The 21094-nt window shown below is 68.3% G+C and carries 21 protein-coding genes; 10 read left to right on the top strand and 11 right to left on the bottom strand.

The features are described from left to right. The first annotated feature begins 186 nt into the window (after positions 1-186). From MQH31_RS12895 to sufU, 4 genes are all read left to right on the top strand, one after another. Positions 187-960: an ABC transporter permease gene (locus MQH31_RS12895; protein WP_243012589.1), complete on the top strand. Its 774-nt coding sequence runs from the start codon at positions 187-189 to the stop codon at positions 958-960. A gap of 136 nt (positions 961-1096) precedes the next feature. Beyond that, positions 1097-1921, top strand: a complete 825-nt coding sequence (locus tag MQH31_RS12890) for an ATP-binding cassette domain-containing protein (RefSeq protein ID WP_372488155.1) — start codon at positions 1097-1099, stop codon at positions 1919-1921. Between the two features lie 4 nt (positions 1922-1925). Beyond that, entirely contained in the window at positions 1926-3242 is a 1317-nt protein-coding gene (locus MQH31_RS12885) for a SufS family cysteine desulfurase (protein WP_243012371.1), read from the top strand. Next, positions 3239-3805, top strand: a complete 567-nt coding sequence (sufU, locus tag MQH31_RS12880) for a Fe-S cluster assembly sulfur transfer protein SufU (RefSeq protein WP_243012370.1) — start codon at positions 3239-3241, stop codon at positions 3803-3805. Before MQH31_RS12885 ends, sufU begins: the two co-directional genes overlap by 4 nt. A 290-nt stretch (positions 3806-4095) precedes the next feature. Here sufU and MQH31_RS12875 read toward each other — a convergent pair whose 3' ends face one another. The 11 genes from MQH31_RS12875 to MQH31_RS12825 form a co-directional block, all read right to left on the bottom strand. Further along, positions 4096-5040: an N-acetylglucosamine kinase gene (locus MQH31_RS12875; RefSeq protein WP_243012369.1), complete on the bottom strand. Its 945-nt coding sequence runs from the start codon at positions 5038-5040 to the stop codon at positions 4096-4098. Positions 5041-5549: 509 nt separating this feature from the next. Next, positions 5550-6215, bottom strand: a complete 666-nt coding sequence (locus tag MQH31_RS12870; protein ID WP_243012368.1) for a hypothetical protein — start codon at positions 6213-6215, stop codon at positions 5550-5552. Between the two features lie 146 nt (positions 6216-6361). Beyond that, positions 6362-6937, bottom strand: coding sequence for a hypothetical protein (locus MQH31_RS12865; RefSeq protein ID WP_243012367.1), 576 nt, complete (start codon positions 6935-6937; stop codon positions 6362-6364). A 69-nt stretch (positions 6938-7006) separates the two neighbouring features. Beyond that, complete coding sequence (locus MQH31_RS12860) at positions 7007-7975, bottom strand: acetylxylan esterase (RefSeq protein ID WP_243012366.1); 969 nt, start codon at positions 7973-7975, stop codon at positions 7007-7009. A gap of 197 nt (positions 7976-8172) precedes the next feature. Next, a complete protein-coding gene (locus MQH31_RS12855) occupies positions 8173-9138 on the bottom strand; it encodes a hypothetical protein (protein WP_243012365.1) in 966 nt (321 codons plus the stop codon). Then, positions 9135-9827: a cytochrome b N-terminal domain-containing protein gene (locus MQH31_RS12850; RefSeq protein WP_243012364.1), complete on the bottom strand. Its 693-nt coding sequence runs from the start codon at positions 9825-9827 to the stop codon at positions 9135-9137. Before MQH31_RS12850 ends, MQH31_RS12855 begins: the two co-directional genes overlap by 4 nt. Further along, the gene (locus MQH31_RS12845) at positions 9824-9991 is read right to left on the bottom strand and encodes a hypothetical protein (protein ID WP_166792719.1); all 168 of its coding nucleotides are present in this window, start codon (positions 9989-9991) and stop codon (positions 9824-9826) included. Before MQH31_RS12845 ends, MQH31_RS12850 begins: the two co-directional genes overlap by 4 nt. Positions 9992-10166: 175 nt before the next feature. Then, positions 10167-10553 (bottom strand): flagellar assembly protein FliW, encoded by a 387-nt coding sequence (locus tag MQH31_RS12840; protein ID WP_243012363.1) that lies wholly within the window; start codon positions 10551-10553, stop codon positions 10167-10169. Next, positions 10550-11518 carry a flagellar hook-associated protein FlgL gene (flgL, locus tag MQH31_RS12835; RefSeq protein WP_243012362.1) on the bottom strand — a complete coding sequence of 323 codons (969 nt, stop codon included), beginning with the start codon at positions 11516-11518 and terminating at the stop codon, positions 10550-10552. Before flgL ends, MQH31_RS12840 begins: the two co-directional genes overlap by 4 nt. Positions 11519-11520: 2 nt before the next feature. After that, positions 11521-13035, bottom strand: coding sequence for a flagellar hook-associated protein FlgK (gene flgK / locus MQH31_RS12830; protein WP_243012361.1), 1515 nt, complete (start codon positions 13033-13035; stop codon positions 11521-11523). A 10-nt stretch (positions 13036-13045) separates the two neighbouring features. After that, positions 13046-13531, bottom strand: coding sequence for a flagellar protein FlgN (locus tag MQH31_RS12825; RefSeq protein ID WP_134536470.1), 486 nt, complete (start codon positions 13529-13531; stop codon positions 13046-13048). A 440-nt stretch (positions 13532-13971) separates the two neighbouring features. Here MQH31_RS12825 and MQH31_RS12820 point away from each other — a divergent pair, with 440 nt between their 5' ends. The 6 genes from MQH31_RS12820 (at position 13972) to MQH31_RS12795 (ending at position 21029) form a co-directional block, all read left to right on the top strand. Continuing rightward, the gene (locus MQH31_RS12820; RefSeq protein ID WP_243012360.1) at positions 13972-14913 is read left to right on the top strand and encodes a sigma-70 family RNA polymerase sigma factor; all 942 of its coding nucleotides are present in this window, start codon (positions 13972-13974) and stop codon (positions 14911-14913) included. 85 nt (positions 14914-14998) lie between these two features. Beyond that, the gene (locus MQH31_RS12815) at positions 14999-16159 is read left to right on the top strand and encodes a flagellin N-terminal helical domain-containing protein (RefSeq protein WP_243012359.1); all 1161 of its coding nucleotides are present in this window, start codon (positions 14999-15001) and stop codon (positions 16157-16159) included. 177 nt (positions 16160-16336) lie between these two features. Then, complete coding sequence (gene fliD, locus MQH31_RS12810; RefSeq protein WP_243012358.1) at positions 16337-17725, top strand: flagellar filament capping protein FliD; 1389 nt, start codon at positions 16337-16339, stop codon at positions 17723-17725. Further along, entirely contained in the window at positions 17722-18171 is a 450-nt protein-coding gene (fliS, locus tag MQH31_RS12805) for a flagellar export chaperone FliS (RefSeq protein WP_308196454.1), read from the top strand. Before fliD ends, fliS begins: the two co-directional genes overlap by 4 nt. Then, on the top strand, positions 18164-18490 hold the full coding sequence (locus MQH31_RS12800) for a hypothetical protein (protein WP_243012357.1): 327 nt from the start codon (positions 18164-18166) through the stop codon (positions 18488-18490). The genes fliS and MQH31_RS12800 overlap by 8 nt, the downstream gene beginning before the upstream one ends. Before the next feature lie 727 nt (positions 18491-19217). Further along, positions 19218-21029: an HNH endonuclease signature motif containing protein gene (locus tag MQH31_RS12795; protein ID WP_243012356.1), complete on the top strand. Its 1812-nt coding sequence runs from the start codon at positions 19218-19220 to the stop codon at positions 21027-21029. The last annotated feature ends 65 nt before the right edge of the window (positions 21030-21094 follow it).

The raw sequence follows: 21094 nt of genomic DNA, 5'->3' as shown, positions 1-21094 counted from the left end.
CCCCGCTCAGATCGGGCCATCTCAGATCGGCCCCGGGCGGACAGGCCTTGTTCGCGCGCGCCGCGCTCGCGCCCACCTCCATCAGCTTGGCCCGGTTCGGGCGTATTTCGCGTGGGGCGCTACTCAGTGACGAACGTCTTCGGCGGGACGAGGTCCCGCGCCCGAACCACGCGGGACGATACCGAGGTGCTCGGCGTGCCGCGTTGGATCGTCGCGATCGCGGCCGTCGGAGCGCTCTTCATCGTTCTGCCGATCGTCGGGATGACGGCCCGGGTCGACTGGGCGAACTTCGGCGCGCTCGTCACCTCGCCGTCCGCGATCGCCGCGCTGCTGCTCAGCCTCCGCACGGCCGCGGCGAGCACGGCGCTCTGCCTGCTGCTCGGGGTGCCGATGGCGGTCGTGCTCGCCCGGAGCCGGTTCCGCGGCCAGCGGCTCGTGCGGGCATTCGTGCTGCTGCCGCTCGTGCTGCCGCCCGTCGTCGGCGGAATCGCTTTGCTCTCGACGTTCGGGCGGCGCGGACTGCTCGGCCAGACCTTCGAGGTGCTCGGAATCCAGATCGCGTTCTCGACGACGGCCGTCGTACTGGCCCAAGCGTTCGTCGCGCTCCCGTTCCTCGTGCTGAGTGTCGAGGCGACGCTGCGGGCCTCGGGCGCGCGGTACGAGGCCGTCGCCGCGACCCTCGGCGCCGCCCCGAACACCGTGTTCTGGCGGGTAACCCTGCCGCTCGTCGTGCCGGGGCTCGTCTCGGGGGCCGTGCTCGCCTTCGCGCGTGCGCTCGGTGAATTCGGTGCGACCCTGACGTTCGCGGGCAGCCTCGAGGGTGTCACCCGCACCCTGCCGCTCGAAATCTACCTGCAGCGCGAGACGGATCCGGATGCCGCCGTCGCCCTCGCGCTCGTGCTCGTCGTGGTCGCGGTCGTCGTCATGGTGGCGACCCACCGGCCGCGAGGCCTCTCGTGACCGCCGCGTGCGCGGGCACGCGCGGGGCGGCATCCGGTGTCGGCCCGGCGTGCGCGGGCGCGCGTGGGGCGGAATCCGTTGCCGGCCCGGGGTGCGCGGTCGGGGCCGGTAGTCGAATCGGCGAAGGGGGCGCGTCGTGACCTTCGAATTCGCGGCCGTGCTCGCGCGCCGGCACCTCGACGTCGCCTTCAGCGTGCAGCCGGGGGAGACCGTCGCGCTGCTCGGGTCCAACGGGGCCGGGAAATCGACCGTCGTGCAGATCAGCGCCGGCCTCCTGCGGCCGGACTCAGGTCGCGCGAGCCTCGCCGGCCAGGTTCTCTTCGACCTGCCCGGGGCATCCGCTGCATCGAGCCGCGCGCGCACCGGCACCGGCGGACCCGTCGGCACCGGCACCGGTGCCCGCCCGCGCACGGGCACGTGGACCCCGCCGCACGCCCGGGGCACCGTGCTCCTCGCCCAGGAGCCGCTCCTGTTCCCGCACCTGTCCGTTCGCGACAACGTCGCCTTCGGGCCGCGCAGTGCGGGGATACCCCGGACCGCGGCGCGTGAGCTCGCCGAGGAGTGGCTCGTCGCCGCGGACGTCGCCGACCTCGCCGACCGCAAGCCCGGCGCCCTCTCCGGCGGCCAAGCCCAGCGGGTGGCCGTCGCGCGCGCCCTCGCCGCCCGGCCGCGCCTGCTGCTGCTCGACGAGCCGATGACCTCTCTCGACGTCGCGGCCGTACCGGCCCAGCGCCAGCTGCTGCACCGGATGCTGTCCGACCGGTCCGTGATCCTGGTCACCCATGATCCCCTCGACGCCCTCGCCCTCGCCGACCGGGTCATCGTGCTCGAGCACGGCCGGATCGTCGAGGCCGGCCCCACCCGCGACGTCTTCGCGAACCCCCTGACCGAGTTCACCCGGGCCCTCACCTTCGGCCTCACCCCCGGGACGGCCGAATCCCGCGAAGACGGCTTAACCTAGGAGCATGACGCTTTCCGCTCCATCGTTCCGTCGTGCCGCCGCCGTGGCGCTGACCGAAGAGGAGGTCGCTCGCATTCGCAACGACTTCCCCATCCTCGGGCAGCGCATCAACGGGCATCCGCTCAACTATCTGGACTCCGGGGCCACCTCGCAGAACCCGATCAGCGTGATGGAAGCCGAGCAGGAGTACTACGAGCAACGCAACGCGGCCGTGCACCGGGGTGCGCACACACTGGCATTCGCGGCGACCGAGGTCTTCGAGAGTGCGCGGGCGACCGTGGCCGCCTTCATCGGCGCGCAGCCCGACGAGCTCGTCTGGACGTCCAACGCGACGGAGGGCGTCAACCTCGTCGCCTACGCGATCTCGAACGCCTCGCTAGGTCTCGGGGGGCCGGATGCCGCCCGGTTCCGCATCGGGACCGGCGACGAGATCGTCGTGACCGAGATGGAGCACCACGCCAACCTCATCCCGTGGCAGCAGCTCGCCCTGCGCACCGGGGCGACCCTGTGCTTCATTCCCGTGCTGGACGACGGCACTCTCGACCTCGCCGCCGCGGCCGCGATCGTCGGCCCGCGCACGCGGCTGCTCGCCTTCACCCACGCGTCCAACGTCGTCGGCACGATCAACCCCGTCGCCGAGCTCGTCGAGCTCGCCCACCGCTTCGACGCGCTCGTCATGCTCGACGCCTGCCAGACCGTGCCGCACCTGCCGGTCGACGTCGCAGCGCTCGACGTGGACTTCGCCGTCTTCTCCGGGCACAAGATGCTCGGCCCGACGGGCATCGGCGCGCTCTTCGGCAAGGCCGAACTGCTCGCCGGCCTGCCGCCGTTCCTGACCGGCGGCTCGATGATCACGACCGTCGACATGGAGCACGCCGAGTTCCTCGCGCCCCCGCAGCGCTTCGAGGCCGGCACGCAGCGCATCTCCCAGGCGATCGCCCTCGCCGCCGCCGTCGACTACCTGACCGAGACCGGGATGGACCGGATCGCCCTCCGCGAAGCCGAACTCGGCCAGCGCCTCGTCGCCGGGCTCGCCGAGATCCCCGGTGTGCGGGTGCTCGGCCCGTCCGCCGGAATCGAACGCATCGGCCTCGCTGCCTTCGACGTCGCCGGGGTGCACGCTCACGACGTCGGCCAGTTCCTCGACGAGGCCGGCATCGCCGTGCGCGTCGGGCACCACTGCGCCCAGCCGCTGCACCGCCGACTCGGCATCACCGCGTCGACGCGTGCCAGCACGTACCTCTACACGACGACCGTCGAGGTCGACCAGTTCCTGGCCGCCATGCACGAGGTCGCCCCCTTCTTTGGAGTGAAGCCATGAGTTCGAGCGAGCTGCAGCAGCTGTACCAGCAGATCATCCTCGACCACGCCAAGTACCGGCATGGCGCGTCCGCCGAGCCGTTCGGCGTGTTCGACGCCGACGGTGCGCCGGGGCTGCGCCTCGCCGAGTCGCACCAGGTCAACACGACCTGCGGCGACGAGATCACCGTTCGCGTCGGCGTGCGGGCCGGCTCAAGTGCCGCAGCGGATGCCGCGGTGACGGATGCCGCCGGCCCCGCTCCCGTGATCGAACAGTTCGTGTGGCGGGGTGACGGCTGCTCGATCTCGATGGCGTCGGCATCCGTGCTTGCGGACACGATGACCGGACTGACCGTCGCCGAGGCCGAGGCGCTCGTCACAACCTTCCGCGAACTGCTTCGTTCCCGCGGCACGATCGAGCCCGACGAAGAGGTGCTCGGCGACGCCGCGGCTTTCGCCGGGGTGTCCAAGTATCCGGCCAGGGTCAAGTGCGCGATGCTGCCGTGGGTCGCGTTCGAGGCCGCCCTGATGCAGGTCGCCGCGGCATCCGCTGCCCCCGCTGCCCCCGCAAGCCCGCTCGCGTAGCCGCGCCCGTCACGTTCGGTCGCCTGCAGGGCGTCGCCGCGGTCACTGGGCCGATTCTCGTCCGCGAGAGTACGTTTTTGGCCCCTAAAACCGGGTTTTAAGGGCCAAAAACGTACTCTCGCGGAACGTGGGGCGCGCACGCTGGGGAGCACGCGTATGCACTCGCTCGCTCGGGCAACCGCGCCCGTCACGCCGGGTCCCCAGCATCGTGTCGCCGCCTCGCGGAGTCTGTGGCGCACCGTGGGAGTGGCGGGCGACGGACGTGCGGGGCGGGCGCGGGTCAGGGCGGGTCAGGCGCGGGCCGTGGCTACCAGGCTGAGGACGGCGCTGGTGGCGGGAAGGTTCGGCAGGAGCGCGGCGCCGTCGAGACCGTTCGCGGTGGGAAAGCGGATGTCCGCGGCCGGCCAGACCACGCGGAGGTCGCGCTCGAAGCGGGTCGCGATCTCGGGTGCCCGGAGCACGCCCCCGAGTCCGCCGATCACGGGGGAGTCGGACTCCGACTGGCCCACCCGTTCGAGTCCCGTGCGCACCGAGAGTGCGAGTTCGGCGGCCGCAGCGTCGCAGATCGCCGCGGCGACGGCATCCGTGTCGGCGAGGGCGGTGACCGAGCGTGACCACGCCGCGATCCGGCTCACCCGGGCCGGGTCGGTCTGCAGCTCGAGGTAGAGGGTTTCGAGGTTCGGGAATTCCTTCTGAACCGCGTCACGGAGGGCCGTCACCTGGCCGCGTCCGTCATAGTCGCGCATGACCGCGTCGAGGGCGGCACGTCCGAGCCAATAGCCGCTGCCGGCATCCGCGATCAGGTACCCCCAGCCGTCGACCCGGGCGACGGCGCCCACGCCGACCGCGAGCGTGACGACGCCGGTGCCGACGGCGATCACGGCACCCGGGGTGTCGCCGAGGGCGCCCAGGTAGGAGGTCACCGAGTCGTGGGCGAGGAACACGTCGCGCACTCCGAGCCCGTGGGTGAGATGACGAAGTTCGGCGGCATCGGTGTCTGACTGGGTGAAACCGGAAATCCCTGCGCTCAGGGTGCGGATTCCGAGGTCGTCGGAGAGCCCGCTTTCGGTCGCCGCGACGGCCTTGACGACATCGGCGAGCTGGGGCATCAGCGCCCGGTCGGTGCGGATACCGGCGAAGTCGAAGGTGTCGTGGCGCCCGTCGGCCGAGCGGAGCAGGGCACGGATGCCGGTCTGACCGGCATCAATGGTGAGGGAGCGGGATACGTCGGTCATCGCGGGGCGTCCTTGGTCGTGGGGCGAATCGAAACTGCGGTGCGACCAGCGAGGGTGTCGGTGCACAGTTCCTATCATTCCGCGTTGGTGTGCGTGCAGGGCAGTCCGCGCGCGGCCAGTCCCGGAGCTGGACTCCGCGGGAGGTCCCCGGAGAAGGGAGTGCGTTCGAACCCGGGGTCGGCTAGCCTTCTGGTATCGCCGGTCCGACAGCCGGCCTCTGGGGGGAGAATGCTGAACAACCTGATGGGCTGGCACCTGTTGATCGTCATCGGGGTGACCGCCGTGATGGCCGCCGGTGCTGTGGCGATCATCGTTATCGCCATTCGGCTCGCGCGCCGTAAGTAGTGCGCACGATGGTCGCAGCCTGGCGCCGAACACGGGCGCAGCAGTGATGGGAATGTCCGTCTGGACGAGCCTGACGGCGCTGGGGTTTGCCGTACTCATCGCGGCGGTTGCCGTCACGATCATTGTGGTGGCCATCCGGCTGTCGCGCCGGAAATAGCGCGAGGTCAGCAGCCGGGTCCGGCCGGGTTGGCCGTGCAGTCCTGTCCGACGAGGACGGTCGCGGCCGTGCTGACGACGACGGTGAGCGGAGGCGCTGCGATCGTGAGTGTGCCCTGAACCGGACGCCAGGGCTGAGCGCCGGCGCGGTACTCGGCCGAGTAGACGACCGACAGCACGACGGTGTGTCGGCCCGTCGAGCGGAAGATGTGGCTGGTCGCGGTGTCCGTGAACTCCGGCACACCGAGCGCGGCCCAGGTCGCGCCGCCGGCCGAGGAGTCGATGCCGGTGCCGTCACCCAGATCCCAGTGAAACCGTATCGGCGTGAAGCGCACGTCGGCGGGGAACCCGAGCAGCACGCCCGAGCGCACATGCACGGATGCCCGGCCCAGGAAGTTCGCCGGAAGTCCGGTGATCGCCCAGCCGTTGGGTTCCATGCCCTGGCCCGGCACGGCCGCCGGGAAATTCACGAGATCGCTGATGCTGACCACGAGATTCGGGTCGCAGAGCGGGCAGTTGACGGCGAATCCGTCCCGCACGAACGGCAGCCCTGCGGCCGGCGTCGGTGTTGCGGCCGGAGCGCCCGCGCCCTTCGGACTGCCGGATGCGCCCGAGCCGCCAGCCGCTCCCGAACCACCACCCGACTGCGCGTCGAATCCCGCGGACAAGTCCACGCCCCCACCGTTGATGACACCAGTCGTCGGCGGGGGGCTCGTGCAGCTCGTGGTAGATGCCCCCCAATCGCCACAATGGGTGTCAACTGCAGACTGGCCGACGACCAGCCCTGTGACCGTCAGGAATGGCAAGAGAGCGCCACCCGCTAGCAGAAGTTTGTACCAAGCCATGATTCAGAATTCTCAACAAGGAGGTGCTGGCCCGAGTCGTTCATCCGAAAGCTCACTTGCAGCGGATATCGGACCGGACGGTCTGGCGAGGTTGTACTGATTCCTGAGCTGTCGACAACATCGGTGCCAGAGACGTCAAGGCAAACATATATCTCCACTGAACCGGAATTCAGATCTGCTGATTGCAGCCTAAGTCTGTCGAAAGTGAATTCACCGACTCCGTGCACTCCCTTGTCAGCGAGACTCCTCAGTGTCGTGATCTCGTACTCGAGCCCCTCACCAGTTGCTACCGCAGCCATCCGCTCCGGCGACTTGCCGCCCTCGTGGCCGACCGTCGTCGACAATGCAAGATAGGCGGAGTAGGCGGTTCGCGCGGCCTCCAGCGCTTCGGTGTCGGAAGCGAAAGCGGGAGCATCCGCTGTCGGTGAGGCAGACACGGGCGCGATCGGAGCGGGCGACGGCGCGCACCCGGACAGGGCGAGGAGGCCGGCCATGCAGACGGCGGCACAAAGAGCCGTCGTCGCCAGCCGGTACCTCGCGCGGATCCGCATGCGGTCAGGCTAGATCACTCCGACCCGGTCTCGCTCGAGTTATCCACAGGCCGAGCTCCGGCGGAGAGGCTAGAGGATGCGCTCCTCGAGCCAGGCGGCCTGGCGCAGCCAGTGGTGCCCCGAGCCGCCCTCGTGCTGGTTGAACGGGTAGACCTCGATGTCTGCCTCGCCCGCGTAGTGGTTGAGCGCGGCGAAGACCGTCGACGGCGGGCAGACCGGATCCATCAACCCGACGGAGAAGAGGGCGGGAGCCGTCGCCCGCTTGGCGAAGTTCACGCCGTCGAAGTACGAGAGCGTCGTGAAGGTCTGTTCGACGAGATCGCGGTGCACCGAGAGGTAGCGCACGATCTCCTGGTACGGATCTCCGTCGGTGATCTCGACGGCCCGTTCGAAGTGGCAGAGGAACGGCACCTCGGGCATGACCCCGATGAGCCCTTCGCTCAGGCCAGCGGCCGCGAGTGCGATGCCGCCGCCCTGGCTGCCGCCGCACACGGCGACGCGGGTCGGGTCGACCCGGTCGAGCGTGCGCACGGCGTCGATCGCGCGGGCGGCATCCGTGAAGACCCTGCGGTAGTAGTAGTCCTGAGGCCGTTCGATGCCGCGGGTCACGAAACCGGGCACGGACGGACCGGTGCCGACCGGGTCGGCGGTCTCGCCGCCGGAGCCCCAGACGCTGCCCTGGCCCCGGGTGTCCATGAACAGGTAGGCGTAGCCCGCCGTCACCCAGGCGAGTTTCTCGTGCGGGAATCCACGACCTCCGCCGTAGCCGTTGTACTCGACGACGGCGGGCAGCGGGCCGGTCGTGCCTGCCGGCACCAGGAACCAGGCGCGCACCGGCTGCCCGGCGAAGCCGTTGAAGGTCATGTCGTAGACCTCGACCTGGCTCAGCGGCGAATCGACCCGGGTCAGGTGCGGTTCGTCGGGAAAGCGGCGGGCGTCCGCGAGGGTGTCCTCCCAGAACTCGTCGAAGTCGTCCGGCTCGGCAACGACCGGCCGGTAGTCGCGAAGCTCGGGCAGGCTGAGGTCGTAACGGGACATGGGCAGGAGCCTTTCGGGCGTGCTCGCACCGGCTCGGCTTCGAGCGCGCGCGATCGGGCGGATGCCGCCGGTTCTGCGGACCCGTTGCGAGCGTAGTCCTCGGTCTGCCTCGCGCTCTCGTCAGCACGCCTGACACACCGCAGAATGCCCCGGCCGGAACCGTCCCGAATCGGTTCTGGCCGGGGGTTCCTGACAGCTCAGCCGCGGCCCGCTGCGCGCTTCTTGTAGTAGTCCCGCCAGATCAGGCGGTGGATCGGAATCCAGCGCGGGATGTCCCGCAGGCCGGGGATGAACGGCACGAGCGTCAACAGCACGCTCAGCACGAGCATCAGAAGGACGACGAGCAGGTCGGCGTTGGGGGCCGACGCGAACGGCTCGATCTGGTACCAGAAGGAGAAGAGCCACAGCCAGGACTGCCCTGGGGTGTTGCCGGTCTCGTTCATCATGCCCCACTGGTCGCCCGTGAGATGCGCGGCGGTCGCGAGGTCGCCGAAGTAGGCTCCGTCGCCGAGGAACAGGATCGTGCGGGTGTAGTCGTTGTTGTAGAACGACTGCTGGGCGTTGAGCACGCCGTCGAGGGCGCCCTGACTCGCCATGGTGAGCAACGCGTCGGTCAGGACCGGCACGGGGCCGTAGTCGCCGGTGGCGACCTGGGCGGGGTCGCCGTCGGGGGCATTCGTGAGGGCATCCGTGTATGCGGCGGTCCAGTCGGCCTTCTCGGTGTCGCTCGCGGCGTTCCAGGCGTCGAGGGCGGCGCTCGGCGGCGCGTTGAGCGTCGTCAGCGGGGTGATCACGAGGTCTTTCGCCGTGTCGATCGGCAGCTGCACCCCGGAGAAGCTCTGCAGGTCGAAGGCACCGATGGTCTGGGTCGCGTCCGCCGTGGTGTTGTAGGGCGGGCCGTAGCCGGCGGTCTCGCTCGTGCCGCCGAGCTCGGCGGTCGCAGTGGCGACGAAGTCGGCAGGTTCGGCCTGCGCCCAGGACTTGAGGGTCACGCTCGGTTCGTCCGGCGAGCCGAAGATCGCCGAGAGACCTACGATCACGAGCCCGACGACGACGAGGGCGACGGTGAGTTCCTTGAAGAGGTCGTACTCGCGCACTGTTCCGCGCCAGGGGCGGCGGGCGAGTCCATCCCGGTCGGAGCGGGACATCGTCGGGGCGCTCATCGCGTCGCCTCGGTCCGGTCCGGGCCGCTCAGTTGCGCATCGGTCTCGGCCGCGTCGATCGGGGGGACGACCCCGTGCATCCGCACCAGGATCACGTGGAGGGCGACGACGGCGCCGACGGCGAGGGGAAGCAGCACGATGTGGAACCCGAAGATCTGGCCGAGGTTGGCGACATTGAACCAGGCGCCGATGCCCGAGGCGTTGAGCGCGTCCTTGCCCTCGAACGCGATCCACTGCGAGTCGAAATTGGTCTGCAGCAGGTAGCCCGTGAACGCCGCGACGATGGAGACGAGGAACGCGCCCATCCCGGTGATCCAGGTGAGGGTGCGTCCGCCGCGCCAGGCGGCCATCCAGTACTTGCCCCAGAGATGCACGACCATCGTCATGAAGAAGAGCTCGACGCTCCAGAGGTGCACGCTGTTCACGAAGTGGCCGAAGTCGGAGACGTGGTACCAGGCCGGGCCGTTCAGGCTCAGCACGACGCCAGAGACGAGGATGAAGACGAGCGAGACGATCGCGCCCATTCCGAACACGTAGATCCAGGATGCGACGTAGCTGGGCTGGTCCTGTGGCAGCAGCTTGTCGGCGGGCAGGTGCTTCAGCAGCCAGCCCCGGGCCTTCCCCGTCCAGGTGTAGTACTCCTCGACCGGTGCGACCGGTTCGGCCTTCCGTTCCTCGCGGATGCTCATGGCCGTTTCTTCCCGCTCGGGAACGGCAGGAACAGGGCCAGCACGAACAGCAGGATCATCACGAGAATCACGATGAGGTTGCCGAGCTGGATCTGGAATGCGCCCCAGCCGAGGTAGACGCCTGGGCTGTCGAGGCTCGCAAAATAGCTGATGAGCGGATGCATTTGTGGCTCCATTGCCCGGGGTGCATGCAGCCGCGGGTGGATGCGAGCGGCTATGCCCCGATGGATCTCACGCTATTCCCGTTCGGGGGGAACCGCTCATCTTTCGTCGAGGAAATGCCCTGAGACTCCGTTCAGGAACGCGCAGGTCAGGAACGCGCAGGTCAGGAACGCGCGGTCAGGCTCCCGACGCGGCGCCGAGTTCGGCGCGGAGGGACCAGTCCTGACCCTCGAGGATGATCTGGGCGCATCGGCCGGTCGCGGAGTTCACGACGATCGGCGCCATCAGGTTGACGGTCGTTCCGCCTTCGCGCGGGTTGGTCACGACGAGCACCAGTGCGTCGTCGGGGCCGGCCAGGTCGAGGGAGAGAGCATGGTCGTCGGTGATGACGGGGGAGTAGTCCGGCAGGTAGATCGCGGCGTCGAGCACGAACAGCCGGGTGTGCCGGTCCTCGGCGGACTGCAGCGTGTAGAGGCCGTCCGCGCCGGCGATCTCGGTGAGATCGAACTCGGTCAGCGGGGCGAGCCCGGGCGGAGGGGAGACGAATGTCAGGGTGGCGCTCATCGGAGGAAGTCCATCAGGGTGTGCTGCAGTACCTTCGAGGTCACGGAGAGTGCAGCCTGGTAGCTGACGTCCTGGAGTTTGAGGCTGAGGGCGGCCTGGGCGAGGTCCACGTCTTCGATCCCGGAGCGTTGGGCTTCGAGCGTACCGGTCTTGGTGAGGAGGTCGGTTCCGGCGCTTTCGATCTGCACTTGCCGAACTCCGTTGTCTGATTGAGCCGCGATCACCGTTGTCAACCTGTCGTCGACCGCCACGAGGTAGTCGCTCGCTGTCGTCGTGGCCGTCGCAGTCGCGCCGGCCACGCCCGTCGACGAGTCGAGTGCGTTGCTGATGTTGTCGATGAGCGTGAACACCGACTTTGCGTTGGTCCCGAAGATCTTCGATCCGTCGGAGTCGACCCGCACGGTGGAGTCACTGCCGATCCGGCGCTGCACTGACGAACCCTCGACACCCGTGAAGGTCACGGTCTCCGGAATCGCCGGGGTCCCGGGGGTCCCGGGGGTCGCTGGGACCGCCGCGGTCGTCTTGAAGGCCGAGGCCTCGTCTGAAGAGCCCGCAAAGACGCTGCGCCCGAGATACTGGGTGTTCGCTTGGGTGAGAAGATCTCGCTTGAGACCCTGGAGCTGCGTGGCGAGGGCGCTCTTCGCGGTCTGCGAGAGCGAGCCGTTGCCGCCCTGCACGGTCAGGTCGCGCACCTTGTTCATGATGTTCGTCGTCGCGGCCAGGGCGGAGTCCGCGGTGGTCAGCCAGCCGGTGCCGTTTTCGACATTGCGGCTGTACTGGGCGACTGCGCTCTGCTCCGCGCGCACCGCGAGCGAATCCGCGGCACGGGCCGGGTCGTCCGAGGGGTTCTTCAGCGTCGTGAGCGCCGAGGCCTGCTCCTGCAGCTGGGTGAGCCTGGCCAGGTTGGTCTGCAGGCTCGACTGGGCCGCGCGAATCTGGGTCTGGGTGGTGACACGGGAGATCATGGTCAGCGGCCCACCAATCCGGTCTTGTTGATGAGCACGTCGAGCATTTCGTCAACGGCGGTCATAACCCGGGCGGCGCCCTGGTACGCATGCTGGAACATCAGAAGGCTCACGTTCTCTTCGTCAAGGTCGACGGATGCGTTGGACAGCTGAGACTTGACGGCTGCGGTCGACGTGATGTCGGCCAGGGATGCACCCTGGAGCTCTGCCTTCGTTGTCACGGCGAGGCCGGTCACGACGTTGGTCCAGTCCGCACTCGGCGAGGCGAGGGCAAGGCCGGTGGCGGGGTCGACGGCCTTGCCTGCGCCCAGCTGCGAGACGGAATCTGCAATGGAGCCGGCCGTGGTCACGGCGGGTTTTCCGGCGGCGGTTGCGGCGGCAGTTGCCGCGGTGCCGGCGGCGGTGAGCGCCGCCGAGAGCTCGGCCGCCGACTTCGGAATGACGCTCAGACCGAGCGCGGGCGGACCGGCCGAGTTGACATCGAAGAATTCCGGACCGGCGGTGGATTGCTTGTAGACCGCGTTGACGCTCGTGGCGAGCGACGTCGCGAAGACGTTGTAGTTGGCGGCGACGTCGGCGAGAGTCGAGCCGCTTGCCGTGCCGTCCGCTTTGAAGGTAGCCGGGGAAAGCAGGGAGAGTGCGCCGGCGAGTTCGCCCCCGTCGACGGCGATCGCGGTGCCGGGGCTGCGTGCCCAGGCGACCGAGACCGTTCCGGCTGCATTCGCTGTGTCTTTGGTGGTGCCGGTCATCGTCTTCGCGCCGACGGCGACGAGTGCCTGGGCCTGGTCGCCGCTGACGAGGGCGTTCCCGCCGACGAAGACATTGACCGTGCCGTCTGGCTGTTCGGAGACGACCCCGCCGGTGAGCGCGGCGATCGTGGTGGTGAGCGCGCTGCGCTTGTCGAGGAGTTCGTTGGCGGAACCGCCCGCCGCAACCGTCATGCGGATCTGGGAATTGAGGCCGGCGACCTGCGTGGCAGCGGCATTGACCTCGGCGACCATCGAGTCGACGCTCGAGCGCTGCGACGACCACTCGGTCGCGGCCGCCTGGTAGTTGGACGCGAGCTGGCTGGCGACCGCGTTGGCCTGGCTCAGCACGGCGCCGGCGGGGGCGGCGTTACCCACGTTGTTGGAGACGTCCTGCCAGCCGGCCCAGAACTTCGCGAGGGTTGCGGAGAGTCCGCTCGTGCCTGGTTCATGGGTGGCTGCCTCCACCGCGGTGAACGCGTTGGCGCGCACGGCTGAGAAGCCGGCGATCGCGGCCGTCGCACGCACCTGGGCATCGAGGCTCGCACTGCCGAGGCGGGCGATGCCGGTGACCGAAACGCCCTGGCCCGCGCCGACTCCGGAAAAGAAGAGACCGACGCGCGTCACGGCATCCACTGAGGACGTCGTCACCCGCTGGCGGGTGTACCCCTCCGTGCCGGCGTTGGCGATGTTCTGGCCGACGACGTCCATGCCCTGCCGGGCGGCGAGGAGGCCGGAGTATGCGGTGTTGAGTCCGCCGAATGTGCTCATGGGGTTCCCGTTAGAACGACTGGTCGAAGAGGCGGGCGGGCGGGGTGGGCGCATCCGCTGTGCCGCGGGCGTCGTAGGTGTTCGTGTTCACGCGGATGTCGGCGAGCGTCTCCTGGCTGGAGCGTGCGGCCGAGCGCAGCAGGTGTTCGTTGGCGTCGCGGAGTTCCTTGATCTGGGCGGCGAGCTCGCCGAGTGCCTTGAGGTGCGCCGTCATGATCTCGGTCCAGGGACCGACGGGGGCGTGGGCGACGAGTTCGCGGAGCGTGGCGTCTTCGCTGGTTCCCCACTCGTTCGACATCGCGGCGACCTCGACGCTACGGGCGAGGCCGGCTTCCTGCACGTGCCCGAGCACCTGCTCGACCTCACGGGTGCCCTGCTGCAGCCAGCGGGTCTTGCCGTTCGTCAGGAGGAGCTGTTCTTCGTCGAGCTTGAAGACGAGGAGTTCGAGGAGCTCACGCTCCCGCCACAGGAGCGCGGAGAGTTCATTGGCGCCCACGATTTCCTCCACACGATTCGGGTTGGGCCGAGTGGACGCACAACCGCGTCGACTCTGGCTTCAGATGGCACTATCGGCAGGGTTTCGCCGCACGTAAGCGATCTGTGTGTTCAGACTGGCAGGTGGGGCCTGGGAATGTCCACCTAAATGAGGACAACGCTTTCCCGAAGTGGGGGAGACCCGGCTGGATTTGCGGTGGTAAGCGTTTCCCGGTTGGGGGGTATGAGCCCCCCCAGAGTGGGGGTGCCGCACGGCTGGACTCAGGGTGGGCTGATTGTAAGTTTGAGATGCGGACAAAAGATTTTGTAATAAAGGGGCCCCGAACCCCCGTCCGATCTTGGAATTTGTCCCAGTGCTCACCCGGTACGAAGCGAAGAATCCTGGCCCTGCCAGAGGTCTCTCGCTCAACATTCGGTTTGGTGAACACAGGGGGCTGCGACGTGAATCGCACTGAGCGTAATCGGCTGGTCACCGACAACCTGCCCCTCGTCGGGTACCTGGTTTCCGAGGTCTGGGCCAAGGCCCGTCACCTCTCCCGCGATGATCTCGCGTCTGCGGGCGCGCTCGCGCTCGTCACGAGCGCGGATGCTTTCAACCCCGATCTCGGGGTTCCCTTCGGCGCCTTCGCCCGTCGTCGCATCATCGGGGCATTCGCCGACGAGATGCGCTCGAATGACTGGGCGACCCGCACCGCCCGCCGGCGCATCAAGGAGACCCGCGCCGTGCAGGAGACCCTCGCCGCCGCCCTCGGCCGCGCCGCGAGCGTCGACGAGATCGCCGCCGCACTCGGTGTCGACCGTGAAACCGCCGCCGCAGGACTTGCCGACAGCGAGCGCACCGTGATCGCCCTCGACGACACCACAGCCGAGTACATCCCGGCGAGCACCGTGCTGCCGGGGGAGTCACTGCTTTCTGCCGAGCGTCTCGCGTACCTGCGCGCGGCCGTGCTCGCTCTCCCGCCCAAGATGCGCGAGATCATCGAGCAGGTCTACTTCGACGACCGCCCGGTCAAGGACATCGCCGCAGACCTCGGCATCACCCACTCCGCCGTGTCCCAGCAGCGTGCGGAGGCCATCCGCTTGCTGCGCGACGGACTCGGCACCCACTATGCCGACGACGAGGCCGACTACGTGCCGGAGTCCCGCGTGGCGCCGGCCCGCCGCAGCGCCTACCTGGCCAGGCTCGCCGACCACGCGATGCTCGGCATCGTCAACGAGCGGATGCCCGCCGTCGCGACCGACGTTCCCCTCACCGAGCCGATCAGCCTGCCGGTGCCCTCGCGCACGGCCGCGATCGCCGCGGCGAAGTACGCCGCAGCCGCGGGTTCGCTCGGCGATCACGGCGCGTACCCGGCCCGGGAATCTTTCTCGCTCAACGGCTAACGCACCGCCGGCCCAGGCCGATAGCTCTAGGTGTCAGCCCATGGATGGGTAGACGCACCAACACCCACTCACGGAGGAATACATCATGGGTATGCAGATCAACACCAACATCGCGGCGAACAACACCTACCGCAACCTGACCGCTACGCAGAACGACATGTCCAAGTCGCTCGAAAAGCTTTCCAGTGGTCTTCGCATCAACCGCGCATCGGACGACGCGGCCGGCCTCACCGTTTCCGAGGCACTCAAGTCCCAGGTCGGTGGCCTCACGGTCGCCAGCCGCAACGCCCAGGACGGCATCTCGGTCGTGCAGACCGCAGAAGGTTCCTTGAGCGAGGTGCAGTCGATCCTGCAGCGCGTTCGTGACCTCGCCGTCCAGGCCGGTAACGACTCGAACAACGCCGATTCCCGCGTAGCAATCAAGACCGAGGTCACGGCGCTGACCAAGGAACTGACCCGAATCTCCGACTCGACCAACTTCAACGGCACCAAACTCCTCGCCGGTGGCGCGGACCTGAGCTTCCAGGTTGGCGCGAACAGCGATGCGAGCAGCCAGATCACGGTCAAGCTCGACTCGGCGAACGTCAACACCGTCGTGAATGCGCTCGGAGGGAAGGACGCTGCCGGCGCTGCACTCACCGGAGCAGTGCAGAACAAGGGCTTCACTGTCGCCACCGGCACAGCTACCACGGTCACAATCGCTCAGACTGCCGGGAAGACCCCGACGGCGATTGTCATCGCATCAACCGACGACAACGCCGCTGTCCTGGCCAAGCTTCAGGCAGGCGTGGGTACTGACTTCACAGTCACTGCCGATGCCACCAAGGCCGGCCAGTACAACGTGGTCTCAAAGGACGCGACGCTCACCGACACGACTGCCAACCTGATCGCCGTAAGTGGCACTGGTGTTGTCAACGGCCAGGTGTCCAGTACTGCTGACAAGGCGCTCGACTTCTCGACTGCGGCAGGCGCTGCTGCTGCGATTGCTGTCATTGACAAGCAGCTCGCGACGGTCTCGACGGCTCGTGCCAACCTCGGTGCAAGCCAGAACCGGTTCGAGAGCGTCGTCAAGACGCTTGCCGTCTCGACCGAGAACCTGACCGCTGCCGGATCCCGCATCCGCGACACCGACATGGCCGCTGAAATGGTCAAGTACACCCGATCCAGCATCCTGGTGCAGGCCGGTACCGCCATGCTCGCGCAGGCGAACCAGGGCAACCAGGGCGTGCTCAAGCTCCTCCAGTAAATCGGATAGCCCAGGCAGTCGGGCAACCGACCGGTGAACTATGGCCGGCGGCGCGCGGGAGATGAACTGGACCTCATCCCTCGAACGCCGCCGGCCATTCCACATTCCACCCGAATCTCAAGATCCACCCGCAGCACCATCAGCAGCACAGAGTTTCACACCTAAGGAGGTGGAGGCATGGGGAACGCGATCGACGGGCTCATCAGCGGCCTGGACACCACGACCCTGATCAACAACCTGATGACCGTCGAGGCTCGTCCTCAGACGATCCTCAAGGCATCCGTCGCCACCTCGCAGAAGCTCATCACCGCGCTTCAGGGGCTCAACAGCCAGGTCGCCGCCCTCGCGACCCTTGCGACCACGGCGTCGAAGCCGGCGGCCACCGATCTCTATGCCGCAACTAGCAGTTCCACGAGCGTGACCACGACGGTTTCGGCCGGGGCCGGTGCGGGGCAGATCGACGTTGTCGTCGGCGCCCTCGCCAAGACCCAGGTCGGCGTCTCCGCCGCCATGACGGAGTGGGCGACCACTCCCGCGGTGCTCACCGTGCTCGTGAACGGCGTCAGCACCGAAATCTCCCTCACCTCGTCCTCGCTCGAGGACGTCGTCACGGCCGTCAACGCGGCGGGCGCCGGTGTCACGGCCACCCGGGTCGCCTCCGGCCTCAACGCCAGCGGTGACGCTCAGTACCGTCTCCAGTTCACCGCGACCGGCTCAGGGCTGGCCGGAGGCTTCTCCATCTACCAGGGCACCAAGGCCGAGGTCGCGGCCAACACCGCCCCGGACCTGCTCGCTCAGACCGGTGCCGCCATCACGACAGCGGCCAAGGACGCAAGTATCACGCTCTGGGCAGGCACCCTTGCCTCGCAGACGATCACCTCCTCGACCAATACCTTCGCCAACCTGCTCCAGGGCGTCGCGATCACGGTCTCGGCCGAGTCCACGACACCAGTGACGATCAAGGTCACCCGCGACGATGCCGCGATCAGCTCGCTCGCCTCTGGCCTCGTGAGCTCGCTCAACGGAATCTTCGCCCTCGTCTCCACCCAGACCGTCGTGACGAACAGCACCAACGCCTCCGGTGCAGCCGTGATGTCGCCGGGCGTTTTCACGGGGGACAGCGGCGTCCGCGACGTGAGCCAGAAACTGCTCAACGCGGCATCCGCCCCGATCAACGGGCACTCTCCCTCGGAGTACGGCATCAGCATCACGAAGACCGGCACGATGGAGTTCGACCCTGCGAAGTTCGCGACGGCCCTCGCCGCGGACCCGACGACGGTCAAAGCCGCCGTGCAGGAGATCGCCACCCGGGTGGCCGCCGCAGCCGTGGCCGTTTCGGACAAGTACACCGGCGCGCTCACAAATCAGATCACCGGGCAGCAGTCCTCGGTGAAAGACATGAGCACCCGGATCAGCGCGTGGGACATCAGCCTCGCCACACGGCGCTCCACCCTGCAGGCCACCTACACGGCGCTCGAGGTCTCCCTCGCCGCTCTCAAAGCACAGTCGACCTGGCTCACCGCCCAGGTCGCTGCGATTCCGACCACTACTACGAGCGCTGGATGATGATGGCAATTATGAGCATGATGGGGAGTAACGCGCAGGCCCGCCGCGCGCAGTTCAACCGCGAATCGATCCTGTCCGCCACCCCGGCGCGGCTCCTGACGATGCTGTACGACCGACTGCTGCTGGATCTCAACCGCGCGCAGGCCGCACAGCTGAACCAGGACTGGCAGGTCGCTTCGGACAATCTGCTGCACGCGCAGGCGATCGTCTCCGAGTTGTCCAGCTCCCTCAACGTTGAGGCCTGGGACGGCGCCGAGGGCCTGTTTGCGATCTACGTGTACGTGCAGAACGCGCTGATGAGCTCGAACGTGCACCGGGACGTCAACCGCACAGTGGAGTGCATCGGCCTGCTGGAGCCGTTGCGTCAGACCTGGCACGAAGCCGCCGAGCAACTGCCCGCGCAGCCGATGGGTGCCCGAGTCGGGGGGGAACTCGGTTATGCCTAGGCCGGCAGGAACGTATGAGGAGTGGCTGCGCGTGCTCGACGAGCTCGAGCGCAGCCTCGGCAGCGGCACGCGCAACGCGGTGCTCGCGATCGAGGGGGAGCGGTTCTCCACGGGCGTGCAGTGGCGCGCACCTGAACATCTCGGGCAGCTTCCCGTGCAGCTCGAAGAGCGTGCCCGGCTGCTCATCGCAGGCCAGCTCGAGCTGATCCGCGAGATCGAGGATGCCCGGCGCTCCGCCGGGGCTCACCTCACCGCCGTGCGCACCATCCTCACCGCACAGCGCGCCGACCGTTCCGTCTATATTGACGTCACCGGCTGAGCACCTCTCCACACTCCTCCGCCCCGCGCCGCCTTTCACTGGGCGCCGTGTGGTCTCTCCGGGTGCTGCGGAAACTAATTCAGGAGATTTGCATCCTGCGGTCGACGCCGCACCGGAATTCCGGGGCACAGGTTCGATTACCGGCTGTTCTTCCTGAGTTAGCCACCGTCGCACCCGGATAACGGGGGGAGAGGGCGCAGCCGGGCGGGCAACACCGGCGGGCGATGGCGGGATTCTGCTCCGTTCCGTCTCCGGCGGTAGTGGGGGCTAACTCAGGAAATTTGCGCGCAGCAGTCCGACAGCCGCCCGAAATTCCGGGGTGATAGCCCCGGCGCCAGCCGTTCTTCCTGAATTGGCCACCGTGGCACCCGAATAACGGGAAATGGGTTGCGGCCGGGCGGGGAGTGCCGGCGGCCGGTAGAGGGCGTCTGGTCTGCGCAGTTTCTGGCGACCGTGAGGGCGAACGCAGTGGGGGCTAACTCAGGAAGCTTGCGCCTAGCAGCCAGACGGACGCCGAGAAGTCGGCGGTGGCTGTCCCATCCCTGGCCGCTTTTCCTGAGTTAGCCACGGTGCCACGCTCGAGGATGATGGGTCGACCGGCGAGTTCGGGGCGTTGACGCGACGTCTGGTTTCGGCGCCCTTCCTCAACAGGTGCCTGATCAGCGGGAGTTTCCATAAACTTGAGTCATGCTCAAAGAATGTCAGTGGTCCGTCGTAACTTTGAGGCATGACCAACCTCCCGGAGTCGCCCGCTTCACCCGATCAGCCGCACGGCGACCGGGTGTTGTGCGGGTCAGTGCATGACGGCGTGCTCGGTGGGTTGCGTTCGATTGTGGACGTCGTCACCGGGTTGGGTGGTTCGTCCGCCGCTGTTGACACGCTCAGTGATGAGGCGGTGCTCGAGGGGCACGCGTTGATCGCGGAAGCGCGGCGGGCCTTGGAGACTCAGGCGGCGTGGTTCGCGGCGGCCCTGGCTCGGCGGTCGCGTCCAGAGCTCGGTGGGAAGGGCCTCGCTGCCCGGAAGGGGTTCCGCAGCCCTGAGGACCTGCTGCAGTCGATCTCCGGGTCGAGCAAGGGCGACGCAGTCAAGCTCCTCGGAGTGGGCCGGCTGGTGGCCGAGACCGACGCCGCCGAGAAGGCCGCCCGGGAAGCCGAGGAAGCGCAGAAGCTGCTCGATGAGACTCCGCCCCTCGACGGGGTTGCTCCAGACCTGCCGCCGGTCGACCTCCCGGTTCTGGCGGCCGCGGTTCCGCCGTGGCACGCCCCGATCGGCCGGGCCCTCGGGGAGGGGTGGCTCAGTGTCGAGAAGGCCGATGCGCTCCGCAAAGGCCTCGGTGACCTGGACCGGGCGATCACGCCGGAGAAACTCGCGTCCGCCCTCGCCAGGCTCCTCACCGAAGCACGAACCCTGAACGCCGACCAGCTGTTCAAACGGGCCCGGAGGGTGCGGGACGTCCTCGATGAGGCCGGCATCGCCGCCCGAGAGAAGGCCGCCTACGACGACCGGTCGTTGCGGTTCTACCGGCTCCACACCGGTCAGGTACGCATGGTCGGCCTGTTCGCCCCGGAGGACGGCGAGTACCTGATGCAGACCTACGACGCCATCACGAGCCCCCGCCGCGGTGGGGTGCGGTTCGTCGACAAGGAACAGGCCGCCTGGGCGAAACGGGTGCAGGACGACCCGCGCACGACCGAGCAGCTCACCGCGGACGCGTTCCTCGCCCTGACCAAACTCGGCGTGAAGGCCGACCCGAAACGCCTCGCCGGCGGCCGCAACCCCGCCGTCCGCATGGTCACCATCCGCCCCCGGGGCACCGCACCGACCGGGACCGCACCGACCGGGACCGCAGCGACCGGGGCCGCACCGACCGGGACCGCACCGACCGGGGCCGCACCGACCGGGGCCGCACCGGCCGGGGCCGCATTCACCGGCGTCGCATCATCCGGGACGGCCCACGTCGGGACCGCGTCTATCGGGGCCCTGGCCGACGGGACGGAACCGGGCGGCTCGGCTCCCGACACCATGGACGACACCATAGACGAACCCACGGCCGATTCCGGGGCGGGTCGCGGAGCCGAGGCTCTCCCTCTGCAGCCGGGCGTGATCGAGGGGACCGCGATCACCGTGTCCACCGAAACCCTCGAACGCAACCGGTGCGACAGCGGACTCCTCGACGTCACGTTTGACGACCGCGGGAGTGGGGTCGACCTCGGCCGGGAGCAGCGCACGTTCAACCCGGCCCAGCGGGCGGCCCTCGCCCTTCGGGACGGCGGCTGCATGTGGCCCGGCTGCGACCGCCCACCCTCCTGGACCGAAACCCACCACATCCAGCATTGGAAAGACGACCACGGCGAGACCAACCTCGACGACGGGATCCTGCTCTGTCGGTCCGATCATCTGCGGCTCCACAACGAGCACTGGCGCATAAAGCGAGACGATACCGGCCAGTATTGGCTCAGCCCACCACCCGCACTCGACCCCGAACAGAGACCCATCCTCCTCACGAGCAAGAGTCAGATCCTCCGCGACACCGACTGAAGCGATCGACCGACGGACAGACCGAGTAAGTGGGCGGACAGGCGGGCCGACAGGCGGGTGGAGTG

It is taken from the genome of Cryobacterium zhongshanensis (genome assembly GCF_022760445.1).
In the GTDB taxonomy this organism is placed as follows: Bacteria; Actinomycetota; Actinomycetes; order Actinomycetales; family Microbacteriaceae; genus Cryobacterium; species Cryobacterium algoricola.
The sequence above is the reverse complement of the archived record's forward strand: the minus strand, read 5'-3'. Positions and strand labels throughout refer to the sequence as shown.

What these genes read in the sequence shown, in the direction of transcription:
- MQH31_RS12885 (WP_243012371.1), top strand. Translation starts at nt 1,926, where the DNA reads ATGACGCTTTCCGCTCCATCGTTCCGTCGTGCCGCCGCCGTGGCGCTG.
- sufU (WP_243012370.1), top strand. Translation starts at nt 3,239, where the DNA reads ATGAGTTCGAGCGAGCTGCAGCAGCTGTACCAGCAGATCATCCTCGAC.
- MQH31_RS12875 (WP_243012369.1), bottom strand. Translation starts at nt 5,040, where the DNA reads ATGACCGACGTATCCCGCTCCCTCACCATTGATGCCGGTCAGACCGGC.
- MQH31_RS12865 (WP_243012367.1), bottom strand. Translation starts at nt 6,937, where the DNA reads ATGCGGATCCGCGCGAGGTACCGGCTGGCGACGACGGCTCTTTGTGCC.
- MQH31_RS12860 (WP_243012366.1), bottom strand. Translation starts at nt 7,975, where the DNA reads ATGTCCCGTTACGACCTCAGCCTGCCCGAGCTTCGCGACTACCGGCCG.
- MQH31_RS12855 (WP_243012365.1), bottom strand. Translation starts at nt 9,138, where the DNA reads ATGAGCGCCCCGACGATGTCCCGCTCCGACCGGGATGGACTCGCCCGC.
- MQH31_RS12850 (WP_243012364.1), bottom strand. Translation starts at nt 9,827, where the DNA reads ATGAGCATCCGCGAGGAACGGAAGGCCGAACCGGTCGCACCGGTCGAG.
- MQH31_RS12845 (WP_166792719.1), bottom strand. Translation starts at nt 9,991, where the DNA reads ATGCATCCGCTCATCAGCTATTTTGCGAGCCTCGACAGCCCAGGCGTC.
- MQH31_RS12840 (WP_243012363.1), bottom strand. Translation starts at nt 10,553, where the DNA reads ATGAGCGCCACCCTGACATTCGTCTCCCCTCCGCCCGGGCTCGCCCCG.
- flgL (WP_243012362.1), bottom strand. Translation starts at nt 11,518, where the DNA reads ATGATCTCCCGTGTCACCACCCAGACCCAGATTCGCGCGGCCCAGTCG.
- flgK (WP_243012361.1), bottom strand. Translation starts at nt 13,035, where the DNA reads ATGAGCACATTCGGCGGACTCAACACCGCATACTCCGGCCTCCTCGCC.
- MQH31_RS12815 (WP_243012359.1), top strand. Translation starts at nt 14,999, where the DNA reads ATGGGTATGCAGATCAACACCAACATCGCGGCGAACAACACCTACCGC.
- fliD (WP_243012358.1), top strand. Translation starts at nt 16,337, where the DNA reads ATGGGGAACGCGATCGACGGGCTCATCAGCGGCCTGGACACCACGACC.
- fliS (WP_308196454.1), top strand. Translation starts at nt 17,722, where the DNA reads ATGATGATGGCAATTATGAGCATGATGGGGAGTAACGCGCAGGCCCGC.
- MQH31_RS12800 (WP_243012357.1), top strand. Translation starts at nt 18,164, where the DNA reads ATGCCTAGGCCGGCAGGAACGTATGAGGAGTGGCTGCGCGTGCTCGAC.
- MQH31_RS12795 (WP_243012356.1), top strand. Translation starts at nt 19,218, where the DNA reads ATGACCAACCTCCCGGAGTCGCCCGCTTCACCCGATCAGCCGCACGGC.